Origin of the sequence: uncultured Mucilaginibacter sp. (genome assembly GCF_937859865.1) — a bacterium.
Taxonomy (GTDB): domain Bacteria; phylum Bacteroidota; class Bacteroidia; order Sphingobacteriales; family Sphingobacteriaceae; genus Mucilaginibacter_A.
Window position 1 is genome coordinate 100,345 of sequence record NZ_CALMAT010000130.1, and the last position, 23,772, is coordinate 124,116.

Here is a 23,772-nt window from a genome sequence, read left to right on the forward strand (position 1 = left end):
TTAAAAGATAAAACATGAAATTTAAAAATATTAAACACACGCATATCTTTTTATTTGCTTTGCTTATTATAAGTATTGGCTCATGTAAAAAAGATGACTTTTTAAGCGTAGCCCCTAAAGGTGTATTAACAAGTCTTTCTACTTTTAATTCACAACCTAACACTGAACTTTTTGTAAATGACATTTATAACAATTTGCCTGACCCAAATGGGGCTGAAGGGGAACGTATACTTGATTCCTGGACTGATAACAGTAATGCCACGGCTGCAGGCCATGAGGGACAGGCAAAAATACGGTCTAATGCATTAAGTGCTGGTAACGCAACCGGTGGCCCGGGAGGTACTTTGGATTGGGGCGGCAATTATGGTAAAATAAGAAAATGTAATGTGTTTCTTCAAGGTGCTGCTGCCAATAAGAATGTATATGATCCAAACTGGTACAAACAGCGGGTAGCAGAAGTAAGGTTTCTTCGTGCCTTCTTTTATGCAGTTTTATTTAAAAATTACGGCGGTGTCCCATTGATTACGATACCTTTAAATAACCTCAACGGGAGTGATATATTTACACCAAGAAGCACATCTGATCAAACGCTTGCCTTTATAGAAGCTGAATGCGACTCGGCAGCCGCAGTGTTACCTTTAAAACAGGGAATGGCAGACCTTGGCAGGCCTACAAAGGGAGCAGCATTAACCTTAAAAGGGGATGTTGAGCTTTTTGCTGCGAGCCCGTTGGTTAATACGACTAATGATGCTACTAAATGGGCAAAAGCAGCCGCAACTGAACTGGCTGTAATGAATTTGGGTGTTTACAGTTTATTTACCACATCATCAGCTACGCCTATTATTTCCACCACAGGTTCCGGTACAACCAATACCGCATATAGGGACCAGTTTTTAGCAAAAAACAACTGGAACTCGGAAACTATATTTGCACACCCGTATGCTTTGCCAAACAAGGGTAGTAAAAGGGAAGGCCTTTTAGGGCCCGTTATTGTAGGCGGGTCAGAGCAGGCTTGGGGCGGTATTTCTCCTACCCAAAACCTGGTAGATGATTATGAAATGGACAACGGCAAACCAATAACGGATCCAACATCAGGCTATGATCCCCAACATCCTTATATGCACAGGGAATCAAGATTTGAACAATCTATTGTATATGATGGTTCTTATTGGCAGGGAGAAGTGTTTATGTCAAGGATAGGTGGTGCTAATCAAATAGATCTTGGCTCAAGTAGTGATATTTCAAACACAGGATATAACGCCCGTAAAACATTGGATGAATCTATTAACGGTCAGTTGAGCCTTAGTCAGACCCCTAATACTGCTAATTACCAGTATTACCGTTACGCAGAAACATTACTGAGCTATGCTGAAGCTCAAAATGAGGCAGTTGGTCCTGATCAGAGCGTTTACAATGCAGTTAACCAAGTTCGAGCAAGAGTTTTATTGCCAGCGCTTCCTCCAGGGTTAAGCCAGGTCGACATGCGGACAAACATTCGCCGTGAACGCCGGGTAGAATTGGCATTTGAAGACAAACGATGGTATGATATTAGGCGATGGGATATTACCGTTAAAGGTCCTGCCGTTTTAAACACACCAGAGTATGGTATGTACATCACTGCAACTGGCGGCATCTTAAAATATACACCTGTCATTGTGTTTCAGAACAAATACTCAGAGTATATGAACTTTCTACCCCTATCGCAAGGTGTTTTAAGTCAAAATACAAAACTTACGCAAAACCCCGGATATTAAAATTAATCTGGTTAGCAATCACAGTTCTATAATTTAGGGCTGTGATTTTTTATTTAACTACTTTGACAAATGACCCCACCTATTGTACCAAAATGAAAACATTATTGTCCTGCTCTTTGCTGTTTTTATCCATAGTTGTTTTTGCTCAAAAGAGGGTGCGTCCGGTTGACCCAATTGATCAAAAAGTAAAAGCCTTATTAGCAAAAATGACTTTAGAAGAGAAGGTTGGGCAACTCAATCAGTATTCAGGAACGCGAGATGTGACCGGCCCCGCAGGCGATAAAACCACAAATAAATTAGAAGATATCAAACAGGGGAAAGTTGGCGCCATGCTGAACATACGCGGAGTTAAAGAAATTCGCGCTGTTCAGGAAGTGGCTATGCAATCAAGGCTCAAGATACCCCTGATATTCGGTTTAGATGTTATTCACGGATTTCGTGTTACCTTTCCTGTGCCATTGGGAGAAACAGCCAGTTGGGATTTAAATGCTATAGAATTATCCGCAAGATATACCGGAACGCAAGCTGCTGCAGCCGGTGTTAACTGGACATTTGCGCCAATGGTTGATATTGCCCGTGATCCCCGTTGGGGACGGGTTATGGAGGGTGCAGGTGAAGATACCTATCTTGGCTCCCTGGTTGCTAAAGCGAGGGTCAGAGGTTTGCAGGGGAAAGGCTTGGGTAACTTGGATGCCATTATGGCTTGTGCCAAACACTTTGCTGCTTATGGTGCTGGTTTGGCAGGCCGCGAATATGCTGCTGCTGATATAAGCGACCAGACATTATTGAATGTGTACTTGCCTCCGTTTAAAGCAGCAGTTGACGCCGGTGTAGCTACGTTAATGAATTCTTTCAACACGGTCAACGGTGTGCCTGCAACCGGAAATAGTTATTTACAGCGGGATATTTTGAAAGGCCAATGGCAGTTCAAAGGTTTTGTAGTTAGTGATTTTGGTTCTATCGGAGAGCTGGTTGCACATGGTTATGCCGAAAACCAGGAAGATGCCGCACGACTGGCAATTACGGCAGGCAGCGATATGGATATGGAGAGCAGAAGTTATATCTTAAATCTTACTCGGTTAGTAAAAGAAAGGAAAATACCGGTAAGTGTTATAGATGATGCTGCTGGTCGGATTTTGCGCAAGAAATTTGAATTAGGCTTGTTTGATGATCCATACCGGTTTTGTAACGAGGAACGGGAAAAGCAAGTGTTGGGTGACTTGAATGAAAGTCTTGAAGCTGCCCGTAAAGTCGGAGCAAAAAGTATTGTACTGTTGAAAAATGAAAACCAAGTATTACCCCTTTCAAAAAAACTGAAATCAATTGCGGTGATCGGACCGTTAGCGAAATCAAATGACCTAAAAGGCGGCTGGTCTCAAGGGTGGAAGAACGACCAGATAGTATCGCTTTACGAAGGCTTGGAGGCTAAAGTGGGAAACGGAACGAAATTGCTTTATGCGCGTGGATGCAATTTTAATGATACCCTGCGTACCGGTTTTGCGGAAGCTGTTGAAACCGCAAAAAATGCAGATGTTATTATTGCGGCTATCGGAGAATCATCCGGCATGACCGGTGAAGCCACGAGCCGTACAGATATTTCTATTCCCGGGGTTCAGGAAGATTTAATTAAAGCGTTAGTGGCAACGGGCAAACCTTTGGTGGTATTGATTATGAGCGGGCGGCCGCTAACCTTTAACTACACTGCAGACCATGCCAATTCCATTCTTTACACCTGGTGGCTGGGAAGTCAGTCCGGTAATTCCATGGCAGATGTACTTTTTGGGGATTATAATCCCTCCGGTAAATTACCTATTACGTTTCCAAGAGTACTTGGTCAAATCCCTATTTACTATAATGAATTAAGTACGGGCAGGCCGTTGCTAAACCCTAAAGACAGGGCTTGGAAATCAGTGTATATGGACCAGCCAAACACACCAAAGTTCGCTTTTGGCTATGGGTTAAGTTACACAACGTTCGAATATCAGAATTTAAAACTGGATAAGACCAAAATGAAAGGCACTGAAAAGCTAACGGTTACTATGGACTTGACAAATACAGGGAAATACGCTGGTGAAGAAGTGGTACAGTTATATTTACAGGATAAATTTGCGAGTATCGCCCGTCCGGTCAAGGAGCTTAAAGATTTTCAAAAGGTGATGCTGAAACCAGGCGAAACAAAAAAGCTCAGCTTTGTGATTGATAAGCAGAAGCTTTCATTTTTTAATCAGAAGCTGAAATGGGTTGCCGAGCCGGGCGAGTTTAAGCTGATGATCGGAACCGCTTCTGACAACATCAAATTGAAAAGTAACTTTGAGTTGATTAATTAAGCATCGGGGAAGTTGGACGGATGCTAAACATCGTAGAGTACGGGTGGACAATAGTTTCCTGTGAAACGCCTAATTCAATAGATTTTATTTAATTTTAATGCTTCTTTTATCCTATAAAAAACATTGAACTTTCACAAATTACAGTTTACTGCATTATCGTTAAACATAAATTTATAGGGATAAAAGAAGCATTATTAATCTTATAGTTTTACAAAGAGTTTCCTGATATAATTTTAACAGGTCCTATCAATATATTTATGTTCAATGCTTTTTTTGATTTTTTGGCCAAAGCAAATAGTCGTTCAATCCAAAAATTATTAACGCTTTTATATTTAGTATTAATAATGACATCTATTTATGGATGTCATGGTTCCGGCACGAATGAAAAAAATATAGGCCAGAACAACGAAAAAACACTGTTCAAGCTACTTCCTCCCGAACAAACGCATATTGACTTTGCCAATACTTTAACCGAAGGATTAAACACCAATGTATTAGTTTACCAATACTTTTATAATGGTGGCGGCGTGGCAACAGGTGATTTGAACGGCGACGGTTTACAGGATATTTACTTCACCGGCAACATGACCGATAATAAATTGTATTTGAACCAGGGGCATATGCAGTTTAAAGACATTACAGCAATTGCAGGTGTGGCGGGACGACCGGGACCTTGGAAAACCGGCGTAACCCTGGTTGACATAAACGGTGATGGCAAACTGGATATTTATATTTGCTATTCTGGGAAACTGCGCGATGAAAAAAGGATAAACCAGTTGTTTATCAATCAGGGAAACGATGCCAGCGGTACGCCTCAATTTAAGGAAATGACGGCAGATTATGGCCTCGATTTTCCTTCGTACAGTACCCAGGCTTATTTTTTTGATTATGACCGGGACGGCGACCTCGACCTGTTGCTGGTAAACCACAACATACAACGCCTGAATATTTTGGATGATATTTCTGTTAAACAGTTATTGAACCAGCGCGATAACCAGTCCGGGATACGGTTATTAAGGAACGACAATGGCCACTTTAAGGACGTTTCGACAGAGGCTGGCATCGTAAACACTTCATTATCTTATGGTTTGGCTGCTGGTATTGCAGATGTAAACGGAGACGGATGGCCTGATATTTACATTTCCAACGATTACAGCGTGCCAGACAGGTTATACATCAACAATGGTAAAGGAAAATTTACGGATAAGCTGACAAGCCAGATCGGGCATACTTCCTTTTATTCTATGGGCAATGATATTGCCGACATTAACAATGATGGCGCGCCTGATATTTACACGCTGGACATGCTCCCGGAGGATAATAAGCGCCAGAAATTATTGTTCGGGGCGGATAATTATGAATCGTTTGATCTGAATGTAAAGGTTGGCTTTTATTACCAATACATGCGTAATATGTTGCATGTTAACAATGGCAACAATACTTTTAGCGAGGTTGGGCAACTGGCAAACATCTCAAATACCGATTGGAGCTGGTCGCCTTTATTTGCCGATTATGACAACGACGGCTGGAAAGATCTTTTTGTAAGCAACGGTTATACCCGTGATTATACCAATATGGATTTTCTAAAATTTATGGGCGATAATTTACGGAACAGGAACATAATGCGGCAGGATCTGCTGAATATTGTAAACAAAATGGAGTCATCGCAGGTGAAAGGCTATTTTTTCAAAAATAACGCCAATGCTACCTTTACGAATACCAGCGAAGATTGGGGCATAAACCGGCCTTCAAACAGTAACGGTGCAGCTTATGCAGATTTGGATAATGACGGCGACCTTGACCTGGTGGTTAACAATACCAACCTGCCAGCCTTTGTTTACGAGAACCAAGCCAGCAAACAAAATGGCAACCAAAGTTTAACGGTCAATTTAAAAGGAGCTGATGCAAATACCCAAGGGATAGGCGCGAAGGTGGTTATCTATTCGGACAATAAAAAGCAATACCTGGAACAAATGCCTACCCGCGGTTTTCAATCCAGTGTTTCCCCGCTTTTGCATTTTGGGTTGGGAAAAGACAGACAGGTAGATTCATTGCGCATTACCTGGCAGCGCGGCAAATCGCAATTGTTGCAAAATATTAAGGCAGGCCAGCAAATCACTTTAAATGAAAAGGATGCAACTGCCATCTACACTAAAAAACAATCGGTAAAAACAGTATTCAAAGAAGTGCAGTCGCCGGTTGCATTTAAACAAAATGATAATACCACCAATGATTTTAAACGGCAGCCATTAATGGTTAACCCGATTTCCTTTTCCGGTTCGTGCCTAGCAAAAGGCGATGTAAACGGCGACGGGTTGGAGGATGTTTATGTCGGCGGACATGACGGCAAACCGGGCACATTGTACCTGCAGCAAAAGAATTTAAAGTTTGTCAATAAACCGCTTCCTTGTTTTTATGCCGATAAAAACAGTACTGATGCGGCGGCTGTTTTTTTTGATGCCAACGGCGATGGCAAGCCTGATCTTTATGTTTGTTCGGGAGGTTATGCTGATTATAAACCGGACGACGCGCTTTTGCAGGACAGGTTGTATTTGAATGATGGCAAGGGAAATTTTAGTAAATCAACAAACGCGTTGCCAAAAATGATCAGCAGCAAAAGCTGTGTAAAAGTAGCTGATCTAAACGGGGACGGGTTTCCTGACTTGTTTGTTGGCGGCAGGGTAGTTCCCGGAAGGTATCCCGAAACACCAGAAAGCTATATCCTGATCAATGACGGCAAAGGGCATTTTACCGATGAAACAACAAAATATAATGCTTCCTTAAAAAACATCGGTATGGTAACGGATGCTGCGTGGGTTGATATGAACGGCGACAAGAAGTTAGATTTGGTGGTTGTAGGCGAATGGATGCCAATCACTGTATTTGAAAATACCGGCGGAAAACTAACAGAAGCAACTTCTAAATATTTTGATGAAAAATATGCAGGCTGGTGGAATTGCCTGCAGGTGAGCGATATTAACCATGATGGTCGCCCTGATTTAATTGCAGGTAACTTGGGACTTAACACCCAATGCAAGGCAACAGACCAGGAGCCGGCAGAAATGTACTACAAAGATTTTGATGACAACGGTTCGATAGACCCGATACTTTGTTTTTACATTCAGCACAAAAGCTACCCATACGTAACCAGGGACGAGTTGCTTGACCAGATTAGCATGATGCGCACACGTTTCCCAGATTATAAAAGTTATGCCGATGCGACAATTGACAAGGTATTTACGCCCGAAGAAATGAAAGGGGCAAAGCAGCTTAAGGCAAATTACTTAGCTACCGCTTGTTTTATCAGCAATGCCCAAGGGAAATTGCATTCAGTTTTATTGCCGATACAGGCACAATATTCTCCGGTATATACCATTACACCGCTTGATTATGACCACGACGGGAACGAGGACTTACTGCTTTGCGGCAATATCAACCACGGACGGCTTCGTTTTGGTAAATATGATGCAAATTATGGTGTGTTGCTTAAAGGCGATGGCAAGGGCAATTACCGGTATGTCAACCAGCAGCTATCCGGTTTTAATTTGTGGGGAGATGTCAGGAGTGTAATCAAGTTCAACAAAACACTGCTTTTTAGTTTGGATAACAACAGAATAAAAGCATACGAACAGTAGTAATATTCATTCAAAATATTTATATATTTAAATGATTTTTTATTAATAAGCTTAGCTGTTACCACGACCTTAAAATAATAGCAATGACTGCAAAAAATAGAACATTAACCATACTGATCTTGATTTCGGTTTACATATTTGCATCCTGTGAGGCTAAAAAAAATAAACCTGGCGATGTTAATGAGATCATATTAAAAACCGGGACAATTGAAATAACCAGATACGAATTCGAGAAGAATAAAAAAAAGGAACTCAGCCAGCAAAAGGAAACTGACAGCCTATCTTGGATAAAAAAATATATTGCTGATTCGTACTTTTTAGCCGATGCGTATAGCAGAAAATATGACAGTGCTACAGTTATTAGTAAAAGGGTGAATTATGCAGCAATCACCATGATGGGTAAGTATAAAGGTTACCTCTGGAATAAAATAGAAGAACCGAAACTAACCTTTTCAGATGATGAACTAAAGGCAGTTTACCAAAAGAAGGATAAGTTGTTTCATTTGGAGTTTCTCTTATTTGACAGTAAAGATTCTTTTGATGTAGTTTTGCGAAACAGGGCACAAATTAAAACAGAAGCTGAATTTAGAAAGATCGTTGATATAGGCACTAAAAGCCGGATTCAATATAGAAAAACTCAACTTTTTTTTCCTTTTGGTGAACTTTCACCGGTTAAGGATGAGATTTACAGATCAACTCAGGGAAATATTATCCAAGCTCCTTTTGAAAATGGCAAAATGCTGGTGGCATATATCAGCAAAGTTGAAAAGAAAAACCAACAGCCATTTGTGGCTGAGAAGCAGAATATCTATTCGAATCTGCGACGTTTAAAAGAAAGGCAGATTATTGACAGAAAGCATGACTCTATATTCCACATAGCCGGGATAGTGATGAATGAAAGCGTAGTCCAAGCACTTTCAAAGAAGATAAAGGGTCCTTTTATTCAGGATATTCCTAAAACTATAAAGAATGATACGCTGTTGACATATTTCTTTAATAAAAAAAATCAGGCTCTTTTAATGAGAGACTTTGCGGATTATTATCAAAATAATCCTTTTAACAAAATCATTACAAATAAAGAGGCATTAAAAGAAACGCTGAAAGGCATAGTAATAGAGAAATATCTATATGCCGACTGCCTTAAGTTTGGGCTAACAAACGACAAGCAATATATCTTAGATAGAAAGAATTTTAAAAATCGCCTTGTACTTGATGCATATTCCCGTGATAACTTTTATAATACAAAGCCCTCTGAACAGGCTGTTTCTGATTATTATAAAGTAAATCAGCAACACTTTTTAGCACCCAAAGCGTGTCATGTTTCTGTGTTTACCTTCAAAGATATAATTGCGGCTGGGACTAACCTTTTTCATCTTGATAAAATGCTTCTGGCAGGAACAGGCAATTTTTCTGATACTTCAGCATTGAAAGGCTTATTATCATACCGGCCTGATGTACTGCTGAGTAATAAGAACTACCCATATCAAGCAAACATGGTTGCAAATGTATTTACCGCTAAACCAAACACGGCCATTGGGCCTTTTGAATGGAATAACCGGGGATATGTTTTTGTCAAAACAAAAGAAGAAGGACAGGAACCTCTGCCCTTGGACGTTGCGAGAGAAGCAATAGAAAGGGAACTGATAGCCGAGAACGCAGAAATATTGAAGGAAAAGAAATTAAAAGAGCTAAAGAGTAAGTATGCTCTAACAATCAATAAATTAACAACAGAATAGGAGAGAACAACTATATATTTAAATTTTAACAACTTAAAACAAAAATTATGAAAAAGTTATTAATGATTTTAGCACTTGTAGCAATTACAACAACCGGAGCATTCGCATATGACGGCTATGTTGAATGTCCTACTGATTTTCAATATCCTGATTACGGATATAATAATACAAATTCAGCAACTTATTATGATGGTATCAGCACTAGTGGCACGTTAAGTTATTCGTTATATGTGGAATATATGGGTCAAACTCAAATAGACGTAGGCGGGGGAAGAACTTGGCGAAACGGAACACCGAATTCTTACCAGAACGGTTTTTTTACAGGCCCGTTTTCTTATGTTTATTTGTCAGCCTACTTAGGTGGCCCCGAAGGCTATTGCTCTGCCTCAGCCACATGGTAAATATAGGTGATCAATAACAATACGTTCTCTCCTATTATTTTATTTGCCATTTTTGACCAAATCAATATGATGCGGACGCGTTTTCCCAATTATAAAAGTTACGCAGATGCAACAATTGACAAGGTATTTACGCCCGAAGAAACGGAAGGGGCAAAGCAGCTTAAGGCAAATTACTTATCTACCGCTTGTTTTATCAGCAATGCCCAAGGGAAGTTGCATTCGGTGTCATTGCCGATACAGGCACAATATTCTCCGGTATATACCATTACACCGCTTGATTATGACCACGACGGGAATGAAGATTTGTTGCTTTGCGGCAATATCAACCATGGTCGGCTCCGTTTTGGTAAATATGATGCAAATTATGGCATATTGCTTAAAGGGGATGGCAAGGGCAATTACCAGTATGTCAACCAGCCGCAATCCGGTTTTAATTTGTGGGGAGATGTCAGGAGTGTGCTGAGTATAAATCATACATTGTTGTTTGGTATGGATGAAGGCAGGTTAAAAGCATATAAACAACAGTAAAAGCCGGATGAATCTATAGCTGAAAAAACAATACTTCTTTTAGCACATAAAAATTAGTGTCAGGAATCCGGTTTCAAAAACACAGAAAGCTTCACTGTTTTTTATGCGATAAAAGAAGCATTGAAAATAAATCTCAATAAAATTTAAACAGGCTTTATAGACAGATGAAAAAAAGTTATTTAATCATATTGTTATTATTCGGTTTGTTTTTTATTGGTAGTAGTTGCAACAAAAAGGGTCAGCCTGAATTAACGAACCGTGATGTGGGCAAGGTAATCAGCCAAATGAGCGGGCTGATGGTTCACGACGTTACCAACCCGCCTTTGGCTGCAAGATTCTTTGCCTATACCTGTTTGGCAGGGTATGAGGTTGTATCCGAAAACGATAAGCATATCAAAAGTATGCAGGGCGTATTAAACGAGTACCCTGCTATCAAAGCCCCAAAACAAATATCCGGTTACAATTACCAGTTAAGTACGGTGCTTGCCATGATGGAAACTGCCGGGAAATTACAACCATCCGGCAGCCTGCTCCTTAAATACGAAGAAAATTATTTAGATTCATGCAGAAGGATAGGTTTCAGCGATGAGGTAATTGATAGTTCAAGGCATTATGCACAATTTATCAGCAAAAAAATATTGGCTTATGCAAAGGCCGACAGATATAGGCAGATCAATAATTACCCGCGTTATAAACTTAAAAATACGCCCGGAAGCTGGGAAATTACACCTCCGGCATATTTGGTTCCGGTTGAGCCTTATTTTAATACCATCCGCCCTTTAACCCTTGATTCGGCTTCGCAGTTTTTGCCCGGTTCGCCAATCCCTTTTTCTACGGATAAAAAATCTGCCTTTTATAAGTACCTCCTTTTAAATTATGCCAAAAGCGGCAATGGTTTAAGCCAGGAAGAAAAGAACATTGCCAATTTCTGGGATTGCAACCCGTTTAATGTTCAAAACGACGGACACATGCTTTTCGGTTTAAAAAAAATCTCACCGGGGGCACACTGGATGGGAATAACCGGAATTGCCTGCAACCAGGCTAAAACTAATTTTTCTAAAACGGTAGAAATAAATACAGCAGTGGCCGTAGGTTTACTGGATTGTTTTATTTGCTGTTGGGACGATAAGTACCGCACCAACCGCATCAGGCCCGAAACAGCTATACGCAGGTATATTGATGCTAATTGGAAGCCATTGTTGCAAACTCCGCCATTTCCCGAATACATCAGCGGGCATTCGGTGGTGTCAACAACCTCTGCTGTAATCCTTACCCATTATTTGGGCGATAACTTTAAATATACGGATAATGTTGAAGTAGATTTCGGAATCCCGCCAAGGCATTTCAACTCATTTAACCAGGCTGCAAAAGAAGCTGCCATTTCAAGGTTTTGGGGAGGCATCCATTTTATGGACGCTATTGACAACGGTATTATCCAGGGTACAAAAGTTGGAAATTGGGTTATCAATAAAGTTAACAATGGAGAGAAGAAATCTTAACGGGATAATAAAAGCATAGCAAGGCGAAGATGGTGCCAAAAAGCCACGGACAAAAATTATAAAAAACATCCCTGAACATTTTAATACTTTTTCGAAACTTTTTATTCTTTAATTGTACATTATGACAAGAAATAAGTACAAAAAGACATGTGATGTAATTGATTTTTATAGTTCTTTGTTTAATGTAATTATAGCCAATTAAATTCCATTCAATTTACTACATGCTTCTTTTATCACCTAAAAATCATTATGTCTTAATACTTTTTTACTTTTTTGTTCCCTATTTTACGGAGAGGGCTTGGGTGAGGTTACGCCAAATTTATAGGCATAAAAGAAGCATTGTAAATTATTTTAATATATATTTAGCACGGCCTTAAAAAATTAAACAAAACACAAAAAGTACAGCAGGTATAGCCGCAAGTTAAAACAACCGAAAAAAATTAATATTACCTGTATAAACAATCCTTTCCAAGTATAACATTTATAATCAAACCCATGTTTAAGAAACATACTTTCAAAATTTTAATACTTTCCATTTTTGTTTTTAGTCAAAAAGTAAGTTTTGGCTTTCAGGTACAGGCAGAAGACGGATTGTCAAAATCAGACACCGCATTTGTTCCGAAAGAGATTCAGGACCCGGAAAATATTGGCATACATAAAGAAGCATACCATGCCACTTTAATGCCTTATGCTTCGCTGAAAGAAGCTCTGGCTGCCAACCGCCATGCTTCTTCTTTTAGCCGTAGCTTAAACGGAACGTGGAAATTTAATTGGGTAGATTGGCCTCAAAAGCGTCAGGTTAATTTTTATGAAACCAATTACGATGTTTCCGGCTGGAAAGATATCAAAGTGCCGTCAAGCTGGCAAATTCAAGGTTACGGTACGCCGGTTTATAGTAATATCACTTACATTTTTAAAAAGGATTTCCCAAATGTAATGGGCACGCCGTCAGAGCGGTACACCTCTTTCAAAGAGAGGAACCCGGTTGGCAGCTACCGCCGTGATTTTACCGTTCCTGCCGAGTGGAAAGGCCGCCGTACGTTTATCACTTTTGATGGTGTGGATGCCGGTTTCTTTATTTGGGTAAACGGTCAAAAGGTGGGTTACAGTGTAAACAGCCGTAATGCCGCAGAATTTGATCTGACCAAGTATGTTAAACCAGGTAAAAATACTTTAGCGGTCGAAGTTTACCGGTTTACCACGGGCAGTTATTTGGAAGACCAGGATATGTGGAAAATGAGTGGCATATTCAGAAATGTAACGTTGTGGAGCGCACCGCAAGAACACATTCAAGATTATTTTATCAAAACCAACTTTGATAAACAATTTCAAAATGCAGAAGTAGTAGTTAACACCAAAATTAAAAACTACGGTTCGGCACCGATAAAAGCTCAGGAACTAAAAGTTGTTTTATATAACGGCAATACCCAGGTATCAGGAGCCACAGCTAAAAAGGCAATACCAGCATTGAAACCAGGCCAAGAAGTAAACGTTAGCCTTAGTTTTCATGTAAACAACCCACAAAAATGGACGGCAGAAACGCCTAAGCTTTATACTTCAGTAATCACCCTAAATGATGGAAACCGTACTGTTGAAACTTTGTCTTCACGCACCGGTTTCCGCCAGATAGAGATAAAAGGCCGGTTATTTTTGGTGAATGGTGTTCCGATAAAATTGAAAGGTGTAAACCGTCATGAAAACTGGCCGAACGATGGCCATGCCATTACGGAAGATCAAATGATCAAAGATATTGTGTTGATTAAACAGGCAAACTGTAACCACGTGCGTACCTGCCACTATTCAGATGATCCGAGATGGTATGAGTTGTGTGATGAATACGGTATTTACTTGGTTGCCGAAGCCAATCTGGAATGTCATGGTGCCTGGGATCAGTTTAACGAAGAACCGAGAATTAAAGCTGCTTTGATTGACCGAAATGTAGCCAATGTGGAGAATTTTAAAAACCATCCATCGGTTATCATTTGGTCTTTAGGCAACGAGTGCGGCAGCGGCGGTTCCAACTTCAGGGCTATATTAGCAGCAATTAAAGCTATTGATGACCGGCCAACACATTATCAAGGCTTCGGAATAGGAAATGATAAAAATCCGGCCGATATAGACAGCGAAATGTACACCCAAGTTGGTCCGTTGGAAAAAAACGCCAATGACAAAACTTTAACCAAGCCGTTTTATTTATGCGAATACGCTCATGCGATGTTTAATTCTATGGGATCGGTAGATATCTATAACGATTTGTTTGATAAATATCCTCAACTATTGGGCGGCGCTATATGGGAATGGCAAGATCAGGGTCTTTATAATGATCGCAACCCTCAGCATCCGATCATTGCTTATGGAGGTGGTTTTGGCGACTTTCCAAATGATCATTACTTTATACATAAAGGTGTTGTTTTTTCTGACAGATCACCTAAACCTCATTACCCTGAATTGAAACATGCTTACCAATGGGTTAGCATTCGGGCAAAAGATCTTAAAAACGGGTTAGTTACCATTAAAAACCGCTATCAATTTATTAATTTGAATGGCTTAAACGCTAAATGGGATTTAAGCGAAAACGGCACAGTGCTATCATCAGGTAATCTTACCTTGAACGAAATTAAGCCAGGTGCAGAACAGGATGTGAAAATACCATTTAAAGTTAACCCAAAACCGGGAGCTGAATATTTCCTTCGAGTTTCATTTGATTTGGCGAATGATATGCTTTGGGCTAAAAAAGGATTTGAAGTTGCTGCCCAGCAATTGGAACTTCCGATAGCTATACCTGCTGTTAAAGAACAACAAACAGGCGGTGCATTAACATTAGCTGATAATAAAGATGTTATCAAAGTAAACGGAACAGGTTTTAGCCTTGAATTTAATAAAGCCAAAGGCACTTTTACAAAAATGGAAAGTGGCGGCAACAGTTTATTGCAAGACAACGGTGGCCCAATGCTTCATTTATGGCGCGCTCCGCATCAAAAAGATGATATGTGGGCTTATCAAGACTGGCAAAAAAATGGTTTAAAAGAAATTACTTGGGTAGTAGATGAAGTGAAAAGCACACAACTTTCTACCCATGCAGTAGAGATCAGGGCAAGTTTAACCGGAACAGGCAAGCAAGATTTTAAAGTTCACCATAATGTAGTTTACACCATAAATAGTAATGGAGAGGTTAAGGCAGTAAATGAGGTAAACTTTAGCGATCCGAAATTGATCTTGGCCAGGATTGGTGTCCGTATGTTCTTAAACAAAGACCTGGATCAGTTTGATTACATGGGCCGCGGGCCAATGGAAAACTACGGAGACCGAAAAAGCGGGTTTGATGTTGGCCATTACGCAAGCAGTGTAGCAAAGCAGTTAACACCATACGAAAAACCAATGGAAGCCGGAAATCATGAAGACGTACGCTGGGCAAATGTAAACTCTGCAAAAGGCACCGGAATAAACGTTAAGCAAGTAGATTCGCTATTACAGGTTAGTGCGCTTCCTTACAGTGATGAGGAAATGGATCCGGTAGAGTACAGGATAGATTTGCCAAAAAGTAAAGGCACTGTTTTATGTATTAGCCATAAAACGCTGGGCGTAGGTTCAAACGGTTGCGGCCCTAAACCTTTAGAACAATATATGGTTTATGCAAAGCCAACTACTTTTAGCTATCAGATACAATTGTCTGGAAAGAAATAAAAGTAGATTTTAATTTAAACTGTATCTTATTTTTACAACTGCGGGCTTTTTATGCTGGCAGTTGTAAAAATAAAACGTTAGCCAAATAATTTTTCTCCTTGTAATTCAAATAAATTCAGTTTGGTTTTATCTACCTGCTTTTTTTAGCCCTAAAAAATTAGTGTATGCAATTAATTTAAACTATAGGAGCGACAATGTTTTTTATGGATTAAAAGAAGCATCAGCAACATATCAACCCTAATTCAAACACAAGCTTACGGTACTAAATTTCTACAATATATTTAACTTACCAATTATGATTAAAAGATTATCAGTGGCATTTGTACTGTTTTTTGTTATTGCCACAGCTGAGGCGCAGGACTGGGCCAACATTAAAAAGTATGCTGAAGCAAACAGCAAAGTACCGCCGCCTGCCGCCGGGGAAAATCGGGTAGTGTATATGGGTGATTCTATCACTGATTTCTGGATCGGCAACGACTCTACTTTTTTTGCCGGCAAGCCTTATTTTGACCGTGGAATCAGCGGACAAACAACGGGGCAAATGTTGCTGCGTTTTCGTGAAGATGTAATCAACCTAAAACCTAAAGTTGTGGTGATCCTGGCCGGGATAAATGATATTGCTGAAAACAACGGCCCATCAAAACTGGAAGATGTATTTGGCAACATCGTTTCTATGGCAGAACTGGCAAAAGCTAACAACATCAAAGTGGTACTGTCGTCAATAACGCCAGCCTTTGCTTTTCCGTGGCGCCCATCAATAGACCCGGTGCCAAAAGTTGCCGCTCTAAACGAAATGATAAAGAATTATGCGGATAAGAACAATATTGTTTACCTGGATTATTTTACCACAATGGCCGATGCAAGAAAAGGACTGCCTGCAAACTTGTCGAAAGATGGTGTACACCCCAACTTGGCAGGTTATAAAATGATGGAACCGCTTGCAGAAAAGGCAATAGCGGCGGCAATTAAAAAAAGAAAATAGTTCTTTTTTGATAACCGTAATTATTTAGGTTCCAATGCTTCTTTTATCCCATAAAAATTGATAAGTATTTGGTTTAATTTGTTTAGGCTGATTCAACCACCAATTTTTATAGGGTAAAAGAAGTATCGTGATTTTTAAGGTTTACAAGAATATTTATTAACAGCACAATTGATTTAGTTTTTAAAAATTAATGAAAGCTTTCCTTTGTTTTATTGCAATGGCTTTTGGCCTGTCCGCTTTTTCATCCCCGCCGGGTGAAAAGAAAGCGTTAAAAGTATGCAACTTGTTTTCGGACCATATGGTGCTTCAACAACAGGAAAAAGTCAGTTTTTGGGGACAAGCAAGCCCCGGAGAAAAACTTACGGTTTCTGCCAGTTGGGGAAAACAAGCTTCAACCAGTGCAGATGCTGCAGGCAATTGGAAAGTAAAACTGCTTGCCCCAAAAGCAGGCGGCCCTTATACCATCAATATTAAAACGAAAGACAGTAATATTATCATTAAAGATGTGTTGGTTGGCGAGGTTTGGCTGGCTTCCGGCCAATCAAACATGGATATACCTTTAAAAGGCTGGCCGCCGGGCGATACTATTTTGAACTCGAAGTTGGAAATAAGTAAAGCCAGTTATCCAAATATCAGGTTGCTAAAAGTGCCTTTTGGTATCTCAACAACCCCTTTGGATTCTATTGGCGGCAAATGGAATGCTACATCTCCGGAAACTGCAGGCGACTTTAGTGCCACCGCTTATTTTTTCGCCCGAAAACTTTACCAGGAACTGCATGTGCCAATTGGGATCATCCAATCTTCTATCGGAGGCACACCGGCAGAAGCCTGGACAAGCAGGGGCTATCTGGAAAAAATTGGGGACTTTAATGCAACGATAGTCGAACAGGAAAAACCTCAAAACAAAACAGAAAAACCTAAAATCAACAGCAACTCGCCTACGGTACTTTTTAATGCCATGATCAATCCGCTAATTCCTTATTCGATCAAAGGGGTGATTTGGTACCAGGGAGAATCAAATGTTGGCCGGGCCGAGCAATATAAACGCCTTTTCCCAAACATGATTGAAGATTGGCGAAACAAATGGGGCTATCAGCTTCCGTTTTATTTTGTACAATTGGCGCCCTACATTTACAAAGACCCAAAACAGACGGAACAGTCCCAAAAACTGAGGGATGCACAACGTTACGGTTTAAAGCTGCCCAAAACCGGCATGGTATCAACTTTGGATATTGGCTATCTTAAAACAGCGCACCCGCCTAATAAACAAGAAGTGGGCAACCGTTTGGCAAGGTTTGCATTGGCCAATGATTATGGAAAGAATTTGGTTAAATCAGGCCCGTTATATAAAAAAGTGGTTGCATCAGGCAAGGAACTTATCGTTGATTTTGATTATGTGGGAAGCGGCTTGCTTGCATCAGACAAAGGGTTGACGAATTTTGAAATTGCGGGGGCAGACAAAGTTTATGTTCCGGCACAAGCCAAAATAGTTAACAATAAAGTAGTTGTCAGCAGCCCTTCTGTTGCTGCCCCTATTTATGTCAGGTATGCCTGGAGCGATAGCAGCGCGGCAACTTTATTTAATAAGGAAGGGCTGCCCGCTTCAACCTTTACTTCTGAAAATTGACGGTTTAGCGGATGGCTTAACTGCTTTTTTAATAGATTGCCTTTAAATGTAGGTGTTTCTAATATGGCTCAGCTAATTACCTTTTATCAACAGCAACATTCTCTTCAATAACCAAAAGATGTCTCAACAAGCAGCATTTACAGAAAAAAGGTTCTTAGTTACCTTCATTTCTGTTACTTCATTATTTTTAATGTGGGGCGTTTTACTCTCCATGAGTGATGTATTGAACAAGCACTTCCAGGACGTGCTGAATTTGTCTAAAGCTAAATCTGGGCTGATACAGCTATCTGTATTTGGGGCTTATTTTGTGATGAGCATTCCTGCGGGCTACTTTCTTAAAAAATTTGGGTACAAGCCCGGCGTGCTTTTGGGCCTGGCTTTATTTGCCATGGGAGTGTTTTTATTTGTTCCTGCTGCCAATGCAGAATCTTTTAATTTTTTCAGGATTGCGTTGTTTGTTATGGGCTGCGGCATGGCTACGCTTGAAACTGTGGCACATCCTTTTGCTGCTGCTTTGGGCGACCAGCGTACCAGCGACCAGCGGATCAATTTTTCACAATCGTTTAATGCTGTGGGTACGATCATCGGCCCGGCAATCGGATCGTATTTTTTACTGCGTGTGGCAAGTAACCACCCAACAGACCTTTCTTCTGTTAAGACGCTTTATATTGCTATCGGTTGTGTCATTGTATTTATCGGTATCGTATTTTTATTTTTAAAAGTACCTGTACTTACAGACCCGCACAAACCAGTATCTGATGCAGCGGCAGTAAACGTTGATTTAGCGCCTGCAAAAAAGCTTTACCAGCACAGCCACTTTGTGTGGGCGGTAATAGCGCAATTTTTTAATGTTGCGGCTCAGGCAGGTACATGGGCGTTTTTTATCAATTACGGACATGAGGTAATGGGTTTTAGCAATCAGACAGCAGGCAATTATATGATTGTTTTTATGGCCATGATGGCAATTGGGCGTTTTGTCGGCACTTTTTTGATGCGTTTTATCCAGCCCAATAAATTGTTGGCCGCCTTTGCCTGTGGCAGTATCATTATGTGCCTGTTGGTAACCCAACGCTTGGGCTGGGCTTCTTATATCGCTTTAATGATGGTCAACTTCTTTTTTAGTATCATGTTTCCAACCATTTTTAGCTTAGGTTTAAAAAACCTGGGGCCGCATACGCAGCAAGCTTCTTCGTTTATATCTATGGGCGTAGTGGGCGGTGCGTTTTTTCCGCTTATCATGGGGCTGGTAGCCAACCAGGATGTGGCTAAAGCATATTATCTGCCTATAATTTGTTATATAGTGATATTCCTTTTTGGGTATAAATTTTACAAGGTCAGTTTATCTGTCCCGTCCTGATTTTTGCTTTTGGTTTAATAGGTTGAAGTTTAAGGAATTATCTGGTTTGCCGGACCTGGAAATGAACCTTGTATGCTTATGATAAATGTAGCAGGTTTTGAAAAACGAAGCTATGCCGCATATATTTCCGATGCTTCTTTTACCACATAAAAATCATTGGGCTATTTATAATTTATCAGAAAAGTTTCAGAAAACTAATACTGATTTTATAGGCATAAAAGAAGTATGTTGTTTTTCCGGTCCTGTTTTTAGAAGTCTTTTTTCAAGCCTGTTTTTAGTGCGTTAAAGTAATCTTCTTTGAGAAATGAATACAGGTAAGGGGCTTTGTGCGCGCCGCCTGAATAATGCTTTTGTTTCTTTTCTAAAATCCCATAACCTAAAATTTTCCGGTTAAAGTTGCCTCTGTCCAGTTTTCTGCCTAAAATAGTTTCATAAATTAACTGTAAACTTTTTAAAGGAAATTCATCAGGTAAAAGGTTATAACCAATAGGCTGATGGTTTACCTGGATGCGCAATGTTTCCAGTGCTTTATCAATAATTTCTTTATGGTCAAGGATAAGCCCGGGAAGGTTGTTTAAATCATGCCAGGTGCATTGTGTTGAAAGTTCATCAGGATAAGGTGTTACTTTTTCGTACTCCACCAATGCGTAGTAACCTATAGAAATAAACCGGTTCATCAGCCAGCTTTCGTCCGTCAGCTCGGTACCGATAGCTTTAAAAACCGGCTTTAAAATTTCTTTTGTAACACGTTTCGTTCCGCCAAAAACATAAAATTGCTGTAGGAATAAGTCTTGTAGCCCTGTCCGGCTTTTTAAAACCCTCACTGCTGCGTCTTCAATTTCTTCCTCTTTAAAAACATATCCGCCTGGCAAACCCCAATTATCGCTGCTCCTGATCTGGAGCAACAGTACTTTCAATTGGTTTTCATGAAACCCGAATATCACATTGTCGATAGAGACAGAAGGCAAATAGTATTGCTTACCGCTTGAGATAAGTTCAGCAATCGTTAACGCTTGGTCCATCGGGTAAAAGAAAAGTTTTTTTACGGAATTAGAAAATTTGATTATTATTGTGTCATTATAACACAATAATAAACCTAACCTTTAATTTCATGGCTTCAAATCGTTTACATTATACCGTTATCGGCATACTGATGCTTACCGGCTTTAATTCCTTTGCGCAAAACAATCCTCCTCAATTAGGTAAAAGCCCTGTTTCCGAAGTAGTTAAGGCGATGACTTTGGAAGAAAAAGTACAAATAGTGGTTGGTGCAGGTTTTAATATGCCCGGACTTACTACAAATGGAACCGGTGTAGGGCAAACGCAGGACAGGGTAGCCGGAGCGGCAGGCACAACTCATGCGGTTTCGCGTTTGGGCATCCCTTCGATCGTTACTTCTGATGGCCCTGCCGGTGTGCGTATTGATTCTGTACGTAAAGGAAGCCCGGGCAAAACTTACTATGCCACGGCCTGGCCGGTTGCTACTTTGCTCGCCTCAAGTTGGGACACAAGCCTGGTGAAAAGGGTTGGCGTTGCTTTTGGCCATGAGGTAAAAGAATATGGTATAGACGTAATTTTAGGCCCTGCAATGAACATCCACCGCAACCCTTTGGGCGGGCGTAATTTTGAATACTACTCTGAAGACCCGGTTGTAACAGGAAAAATAGCGGCCGCAATGGTGGAGGGCTTGCAATCAAACGGTATTGGTACTTCCATCAAACACTTTGCAGCTAATAACCAGGAAACCGACCGAAACACGGTAAACACCATTGTGAGCGAAAGGGCATTAAGGGAGATTTATTTGAAAGGGTTTGAAATAGCAGTCAAGCAATCACAACCCTGGACGGTAATGAGTTCTTACAATCTGATAAACGGAACTTATACTTCTGAAAGCAATGAGTTGCTCACCCGTATTTTAAGAAATGAATGGGGTTTTAAGGGATTCGTGATGACCGATTGGTTTGGCGGCAAAGATGCGGTTGCACAAATGAAGGCCGGGAATAACCTGCTTATGCCAGGTACGCCTGCGCAAACTACTGCATTATTAGAAGCAGTAAAGGGCGGAAGCCTTTCCGAAAAAGTACTGGACGAAGAGGTAACGGGGATATTAAATACAATTTTGCGCTCACCTTCTTTTAAAGGATATAAATACTCAGACCAGCCTGATTTAAAAGCTGATGCCGGAGTAGCAAGGGACGCAGCCGCACAAAGTATGGTATTATTAAAGAACGACGGGCAGGCACTGCCTATTAATGGAAATTCTAAAAAAATTGCTGTTTTTGGCATTAATGGTTATGAATTGATAGCCGGAGGCACCGGAAGCGGCGATGTAAACAAAGCTTATAAAGTTTCTTTGGTACAAGGTTTAGCCAATGCGGGATATGCAATTGATAAGGATGTGCAAAACGTTTATACCGCTTATTTAAGCGATTATGCTGCCAAACATCCAAAGAAAAGTTTCATTCAGGAGTTTATGAACCCTTCTCCGGCAACCCCCGAATTTGCTTCAAACAACGAATTGGTTAAAGCAAAAGCTGCCGCATCTGATTTGGCCATTATCGCAATCGGCCGAAATGCAGGCGAAGGCAGGGACCGAAAACTGGAAGGTGATTATGAGCTGACGGACATCGAAAAAGAGGCAATTAAAAATGTGGCAGTAGCATTTCATGCTCAACATAAAAAAGTGGTGCTGGTGTTAAATATCGGAGGCGTTATCAATGTAAATTCATTTAAAAATTATGCCGATGCTATTTTACTGGCCTGGCAGCCGGGACTGGAAGGAGGCAATGCAATAGCTGATGTATTAAGCGGCAAAGTAAACCCTTCCGGCAAATTGGCCACTACGTTTCCTGCTTCTTACAAAGATGTTCCTTCGGCCAAAAACTTTCCCGGCAAAGAATTTCCTGAAAAAGCAACAACCGGTATGTTTGGGATGAAAGCTATCCCGGCAGAAGTAACTTACGAAGAAGGAATTTATGTTGGCTACCGCTATTATAATACTTTCCATATCAAGCCGGCCTACGAATTTGGTTATGGCTTGTCTTATACAACTTTTGGCTACAGCAATTTAAAATTGAGTTCCCCCAATTTTAACGGTAAAATATTGGCTTCTGTAACGATCACCAATACCGGCAAAACAGCAGGTAAAGAAGTTGTTCAGTTGTACTTAACCGCTCCGGTAAGCAAAATAGACAAACCTACAGAAGAATTAAAAGGTTTTGCCAAAACAGGGCTTTTACAACCTGGCCAATCGCAAACCTTGTCTTTTACCATAAACCCAATTGATCTCGCTTCTTTTAATACGGCAGCTTCTTCCTGGATTGCGGATGCAGGCAATTATACCGTAAAAATTGCTGCTTCGTCGCTTAATATAAAGCAAACGGCTTCTTTTAATTTAACTAAAGCCATTATGGTAGAGAAAGATAATAAAGTGTTGTTGCCGCAAGTGCAAATCAACGAGTTAAAGAAATAGGTTTTGATTTGAAAGAAAACGATGGACTTGTTATAAGTTTTGTTCGATCTAATCCTGATGCTTCTTTTACCACATAAAAATCATCAAACTATTATAATTTATCAAAAGAGTTTTAGAAAACCAATACTGATTTTATAGGCATAAAAGAAGTATGGCTTAAAATAAAAAAGGCTTTTAGAAATCAATCTAAAAGCCTTTTTTATAGGTGGAGAATATCGGAGTCGAACCGATGACCTCTTGCATGCCATGCAAACGCTCTAGCCAGCTGAGCTAATCCCCCGTTTGTTGCTGCAAAACTAATAAAAAGTTTTTCGTACGCAAATTTAATCAAACTGCAATTGCCATGTTTTTCGATTTAAAAACTTTTGGATGAAATTGTGATTAACCAGAAACTTACAGGATAGAAGCAAAACTTTTTGTTGATGATCTTCCACACAAAAATATTTCTGATGCTTCTTTTAGGGGTGTTTTTTCTACATCTTTTAACAAAAATGCATGTAATAACAGCATTTATGCGGCCGGTTGTTTTAGGATTGGATTTTGTATGACCAGCACACCACCTCAAACCTAATTTAAAATGAATACTGAAATAAACGATCAGCCTCAAAACGAAATTGTTGTTTATGCTTACACAGAAGCGATGCCTGCGGCTAAACGTTGCACCATTTGCCAAACCGAACTGGCCATCGTTCAGCACATCCATTACACCAGTTTTGGTTTGCAGTTGTGCGACGATTGTTTGTACCTGTAATATTCACCATTTCATTTCT

The 23,772-nt window shown here is 40.2% G+C and carries 14 protein-coding genes and 1 tRNA gene; 13 read left to right on the forward strand and 2 right to left on the reverse strand.

Going from position 1 to position 23,772, the window contains the following annotated elements; genetic code table 11:
* Positions 1-14: 14 nt before the first annotated feature.
* The 11 genes from Q0192_RS14440 to fucP all read left to right on the forward strand — a co-directional run bounded on the left by Q0192_RS14440 (position 15) and on the right by fucP (position 19,530).
* Positions 15-1,754 (forward strand): RagB/SusD family nutrient uptake outer membrane protein, encoded by a 1,740-nt coding sequence (locus tag Q0192_RS14440; protein WP_299290319.1) that lies wholly within the window; start codon positions 15-17, stop codon positions 1,752-1,754.
* A 92-nt stretch (positions 1,755-1,846) separates the two neighbouring features.
* Positions 1,847-4,081 carry a beta-glucosidase BglX gene (gene bglX / locus Q0192_RS14445; RefSeq protein WP_299290320.1) on the forward strand — a complete coding sequence of 745 codons (2,235 nt, stop codon included), beginning with the start codon at positions 1,847-1,849 and terminating at the stop codon, positions 4,079-4,081.
* A 344-nt stretch (positions 4,082-4,425) separates the two neighbouring features.
* Positions 4,426-7,716: a VCBS repeat-containing protein gene (locus tag Q0192_RS14450; protein WP_299290321.1), complete on the forward strand. Its 3,291-nt coding sequence runs from the start codon at positions 4,426-4,428 to the stop codon at positions 7,714-7,716.
* An 83-nt stretch (positions 7,717-7,799) separates the two neighbouring features.
* On the forward strand, positions 7,800-9,452 hold the full coding sequence (locus Q0192_RS14455) for a peptidylprolyl isomerase (RefSeq protein ID WP_299290323.1): 1,653 nt from the start codon (positions 7,800-7,802) through the stop codon (positions 9,450-9,452).
* A gap of 47 nt (positions 9,453-9,499) precedes the next feature.
* Entirely contained in the window at positions 9,500-9,853 is a 354-nt protein-coding gene (locus Q0192_RS14460) for a hypothetical protein (protein ID WP_299290325.1), read from the forward strand.
* 6 nt (positions 9,854-9,859) lie between these two features.
* Positions 9,860-10,381 (forward strand): hypothetical protein, encoded by a 522-nt coding sequence (locus tag Q0192_RS14465; protein WP_299290327.1) that lies wholly within the window; start codon positions 9,860-9,862, stop codon positions 10,379-10,381.
* 164 nt (positions 10,382-10,545) lie between these two features.
* A complete protein-coding gene (locus Q0192_RS14470) occupies positions 10,546-11,880 on the forward strand; it encodes a vanadium-dependent haloperoxidase (protein ID WP_299290329.1) in 1,335 nt (444 codons plus the stop codon).
* 495 nt (positions 11,881-12,375) lie between these two features.
* Complete coding sequence (locus tag Q0192_RS14475) at positions 12,376-15,564, forward strand: glycoside hydrolase family 2 TIM barrel-domain containing protein (RefSeq protein ID WP_299290331.1); 3,189 nt, start codon at positions 12,376-12,378, stop codon at positions 15,562-15,564.
* A gap of 295 nt (positions 15,565-15,859) precedes the next feature.
* On the forward strand, positions 15,860-16,546 hold the full coding sequence (locus Q0192_RS14480) for an SGNH/GDSL hydrolase family protein (RefSeq protein WP_299290333.1): 687 nt from the start codon (positions 15,860-15,862) through the stop codon (positions 16,544-16,546).
* Positions 16,547-16,736: 190 nt separating this feature from the next.
* A complete protein-coding gene (locus Q0192_RS14485; protein ID WP_299290335.1) occupies positions 16,737-18,173 on the forward strand; it encodes a sialate O-acetylesterase in 1,437 nt (478 codons plus the stop codon).
* A gap of 118 nt (positions 18,174-18,291) precedes the next feature.
* Positions 18,292-19,530 carry an L-fucose:H+ symporter permease gene (gene fucP / locus Q0192_RS14490; RefSeq protein ID WP_299290337.1) on the forward strand — a complete coding sequence of 413 codons (1,239 nt, stop codon included), beginning with the start codon at positions 18,292-18,294 and terminating at the stop codon, positions 19,528-19,530.
* Between the two features lie 248 nt (positions 19,531-19,778).
* Here fucP and Q0192_RS14495 read toward each other — a convergent pair whose 3' ends face one another.
* Positions 19,779-20,552 (reverse strand): NUDIX domain-containing protein, encoded by a 774-nt coding sequence (locus Q0192_RS14495; RefSeq protein ID WP_299290339.1) that lies wholly within the window; start codon positions 20,550-20,552, stop codon positions 19,779-19,781.
* Positions 20,553-20,641: 89 nt separating this feature from the next.
* Here Q0192_RS14495 and Q0192_RS14500 point away from each other — a divergent pair, with 89 nt between their 5' ends.
* Complete coding sequence (locus tag Q0192_RS14500) at positions 20,642-23,002, forward strand: glycoside hydrolase family 3 C-terminal domain-containing protein (protein WP_299290341.1); 2,361 nt, start codon at positions 20,642-20,644, stop codon at positions 23,000-23,002.
* A 206-nt stretch (positions 23,003-23,208) separates the two neighbouring features.
* On the opposite strand, the gene Q0192_RS14505 is transcribed toward Q0192_RS14500, so the two are convergent.
* A tRNA-Ala gene (locus Q0192_RS14505) sits at positions 23,209-23,282 on the reverse strand.
* A gap of 297 nt (positions 23,283-23,579) precedes the next feature.
* Here Q0192_RS14505 and Q0192_RS14510 point away from each other — a divergent pair.
* Positions 23,580-23,753 (forward strand): hypothetical protein, encoded by a 174-nt coding sequence (locus Q0192_RS14510; RefSeq protein ID WP_299290344.1) that lies wholly within the window; start codon positions 23,580-23,582, stop codon positions 23,751-23,753.
* The last annotated feature ends 19 nt before the right edge of the window (positions 23,754-23,772 follow it).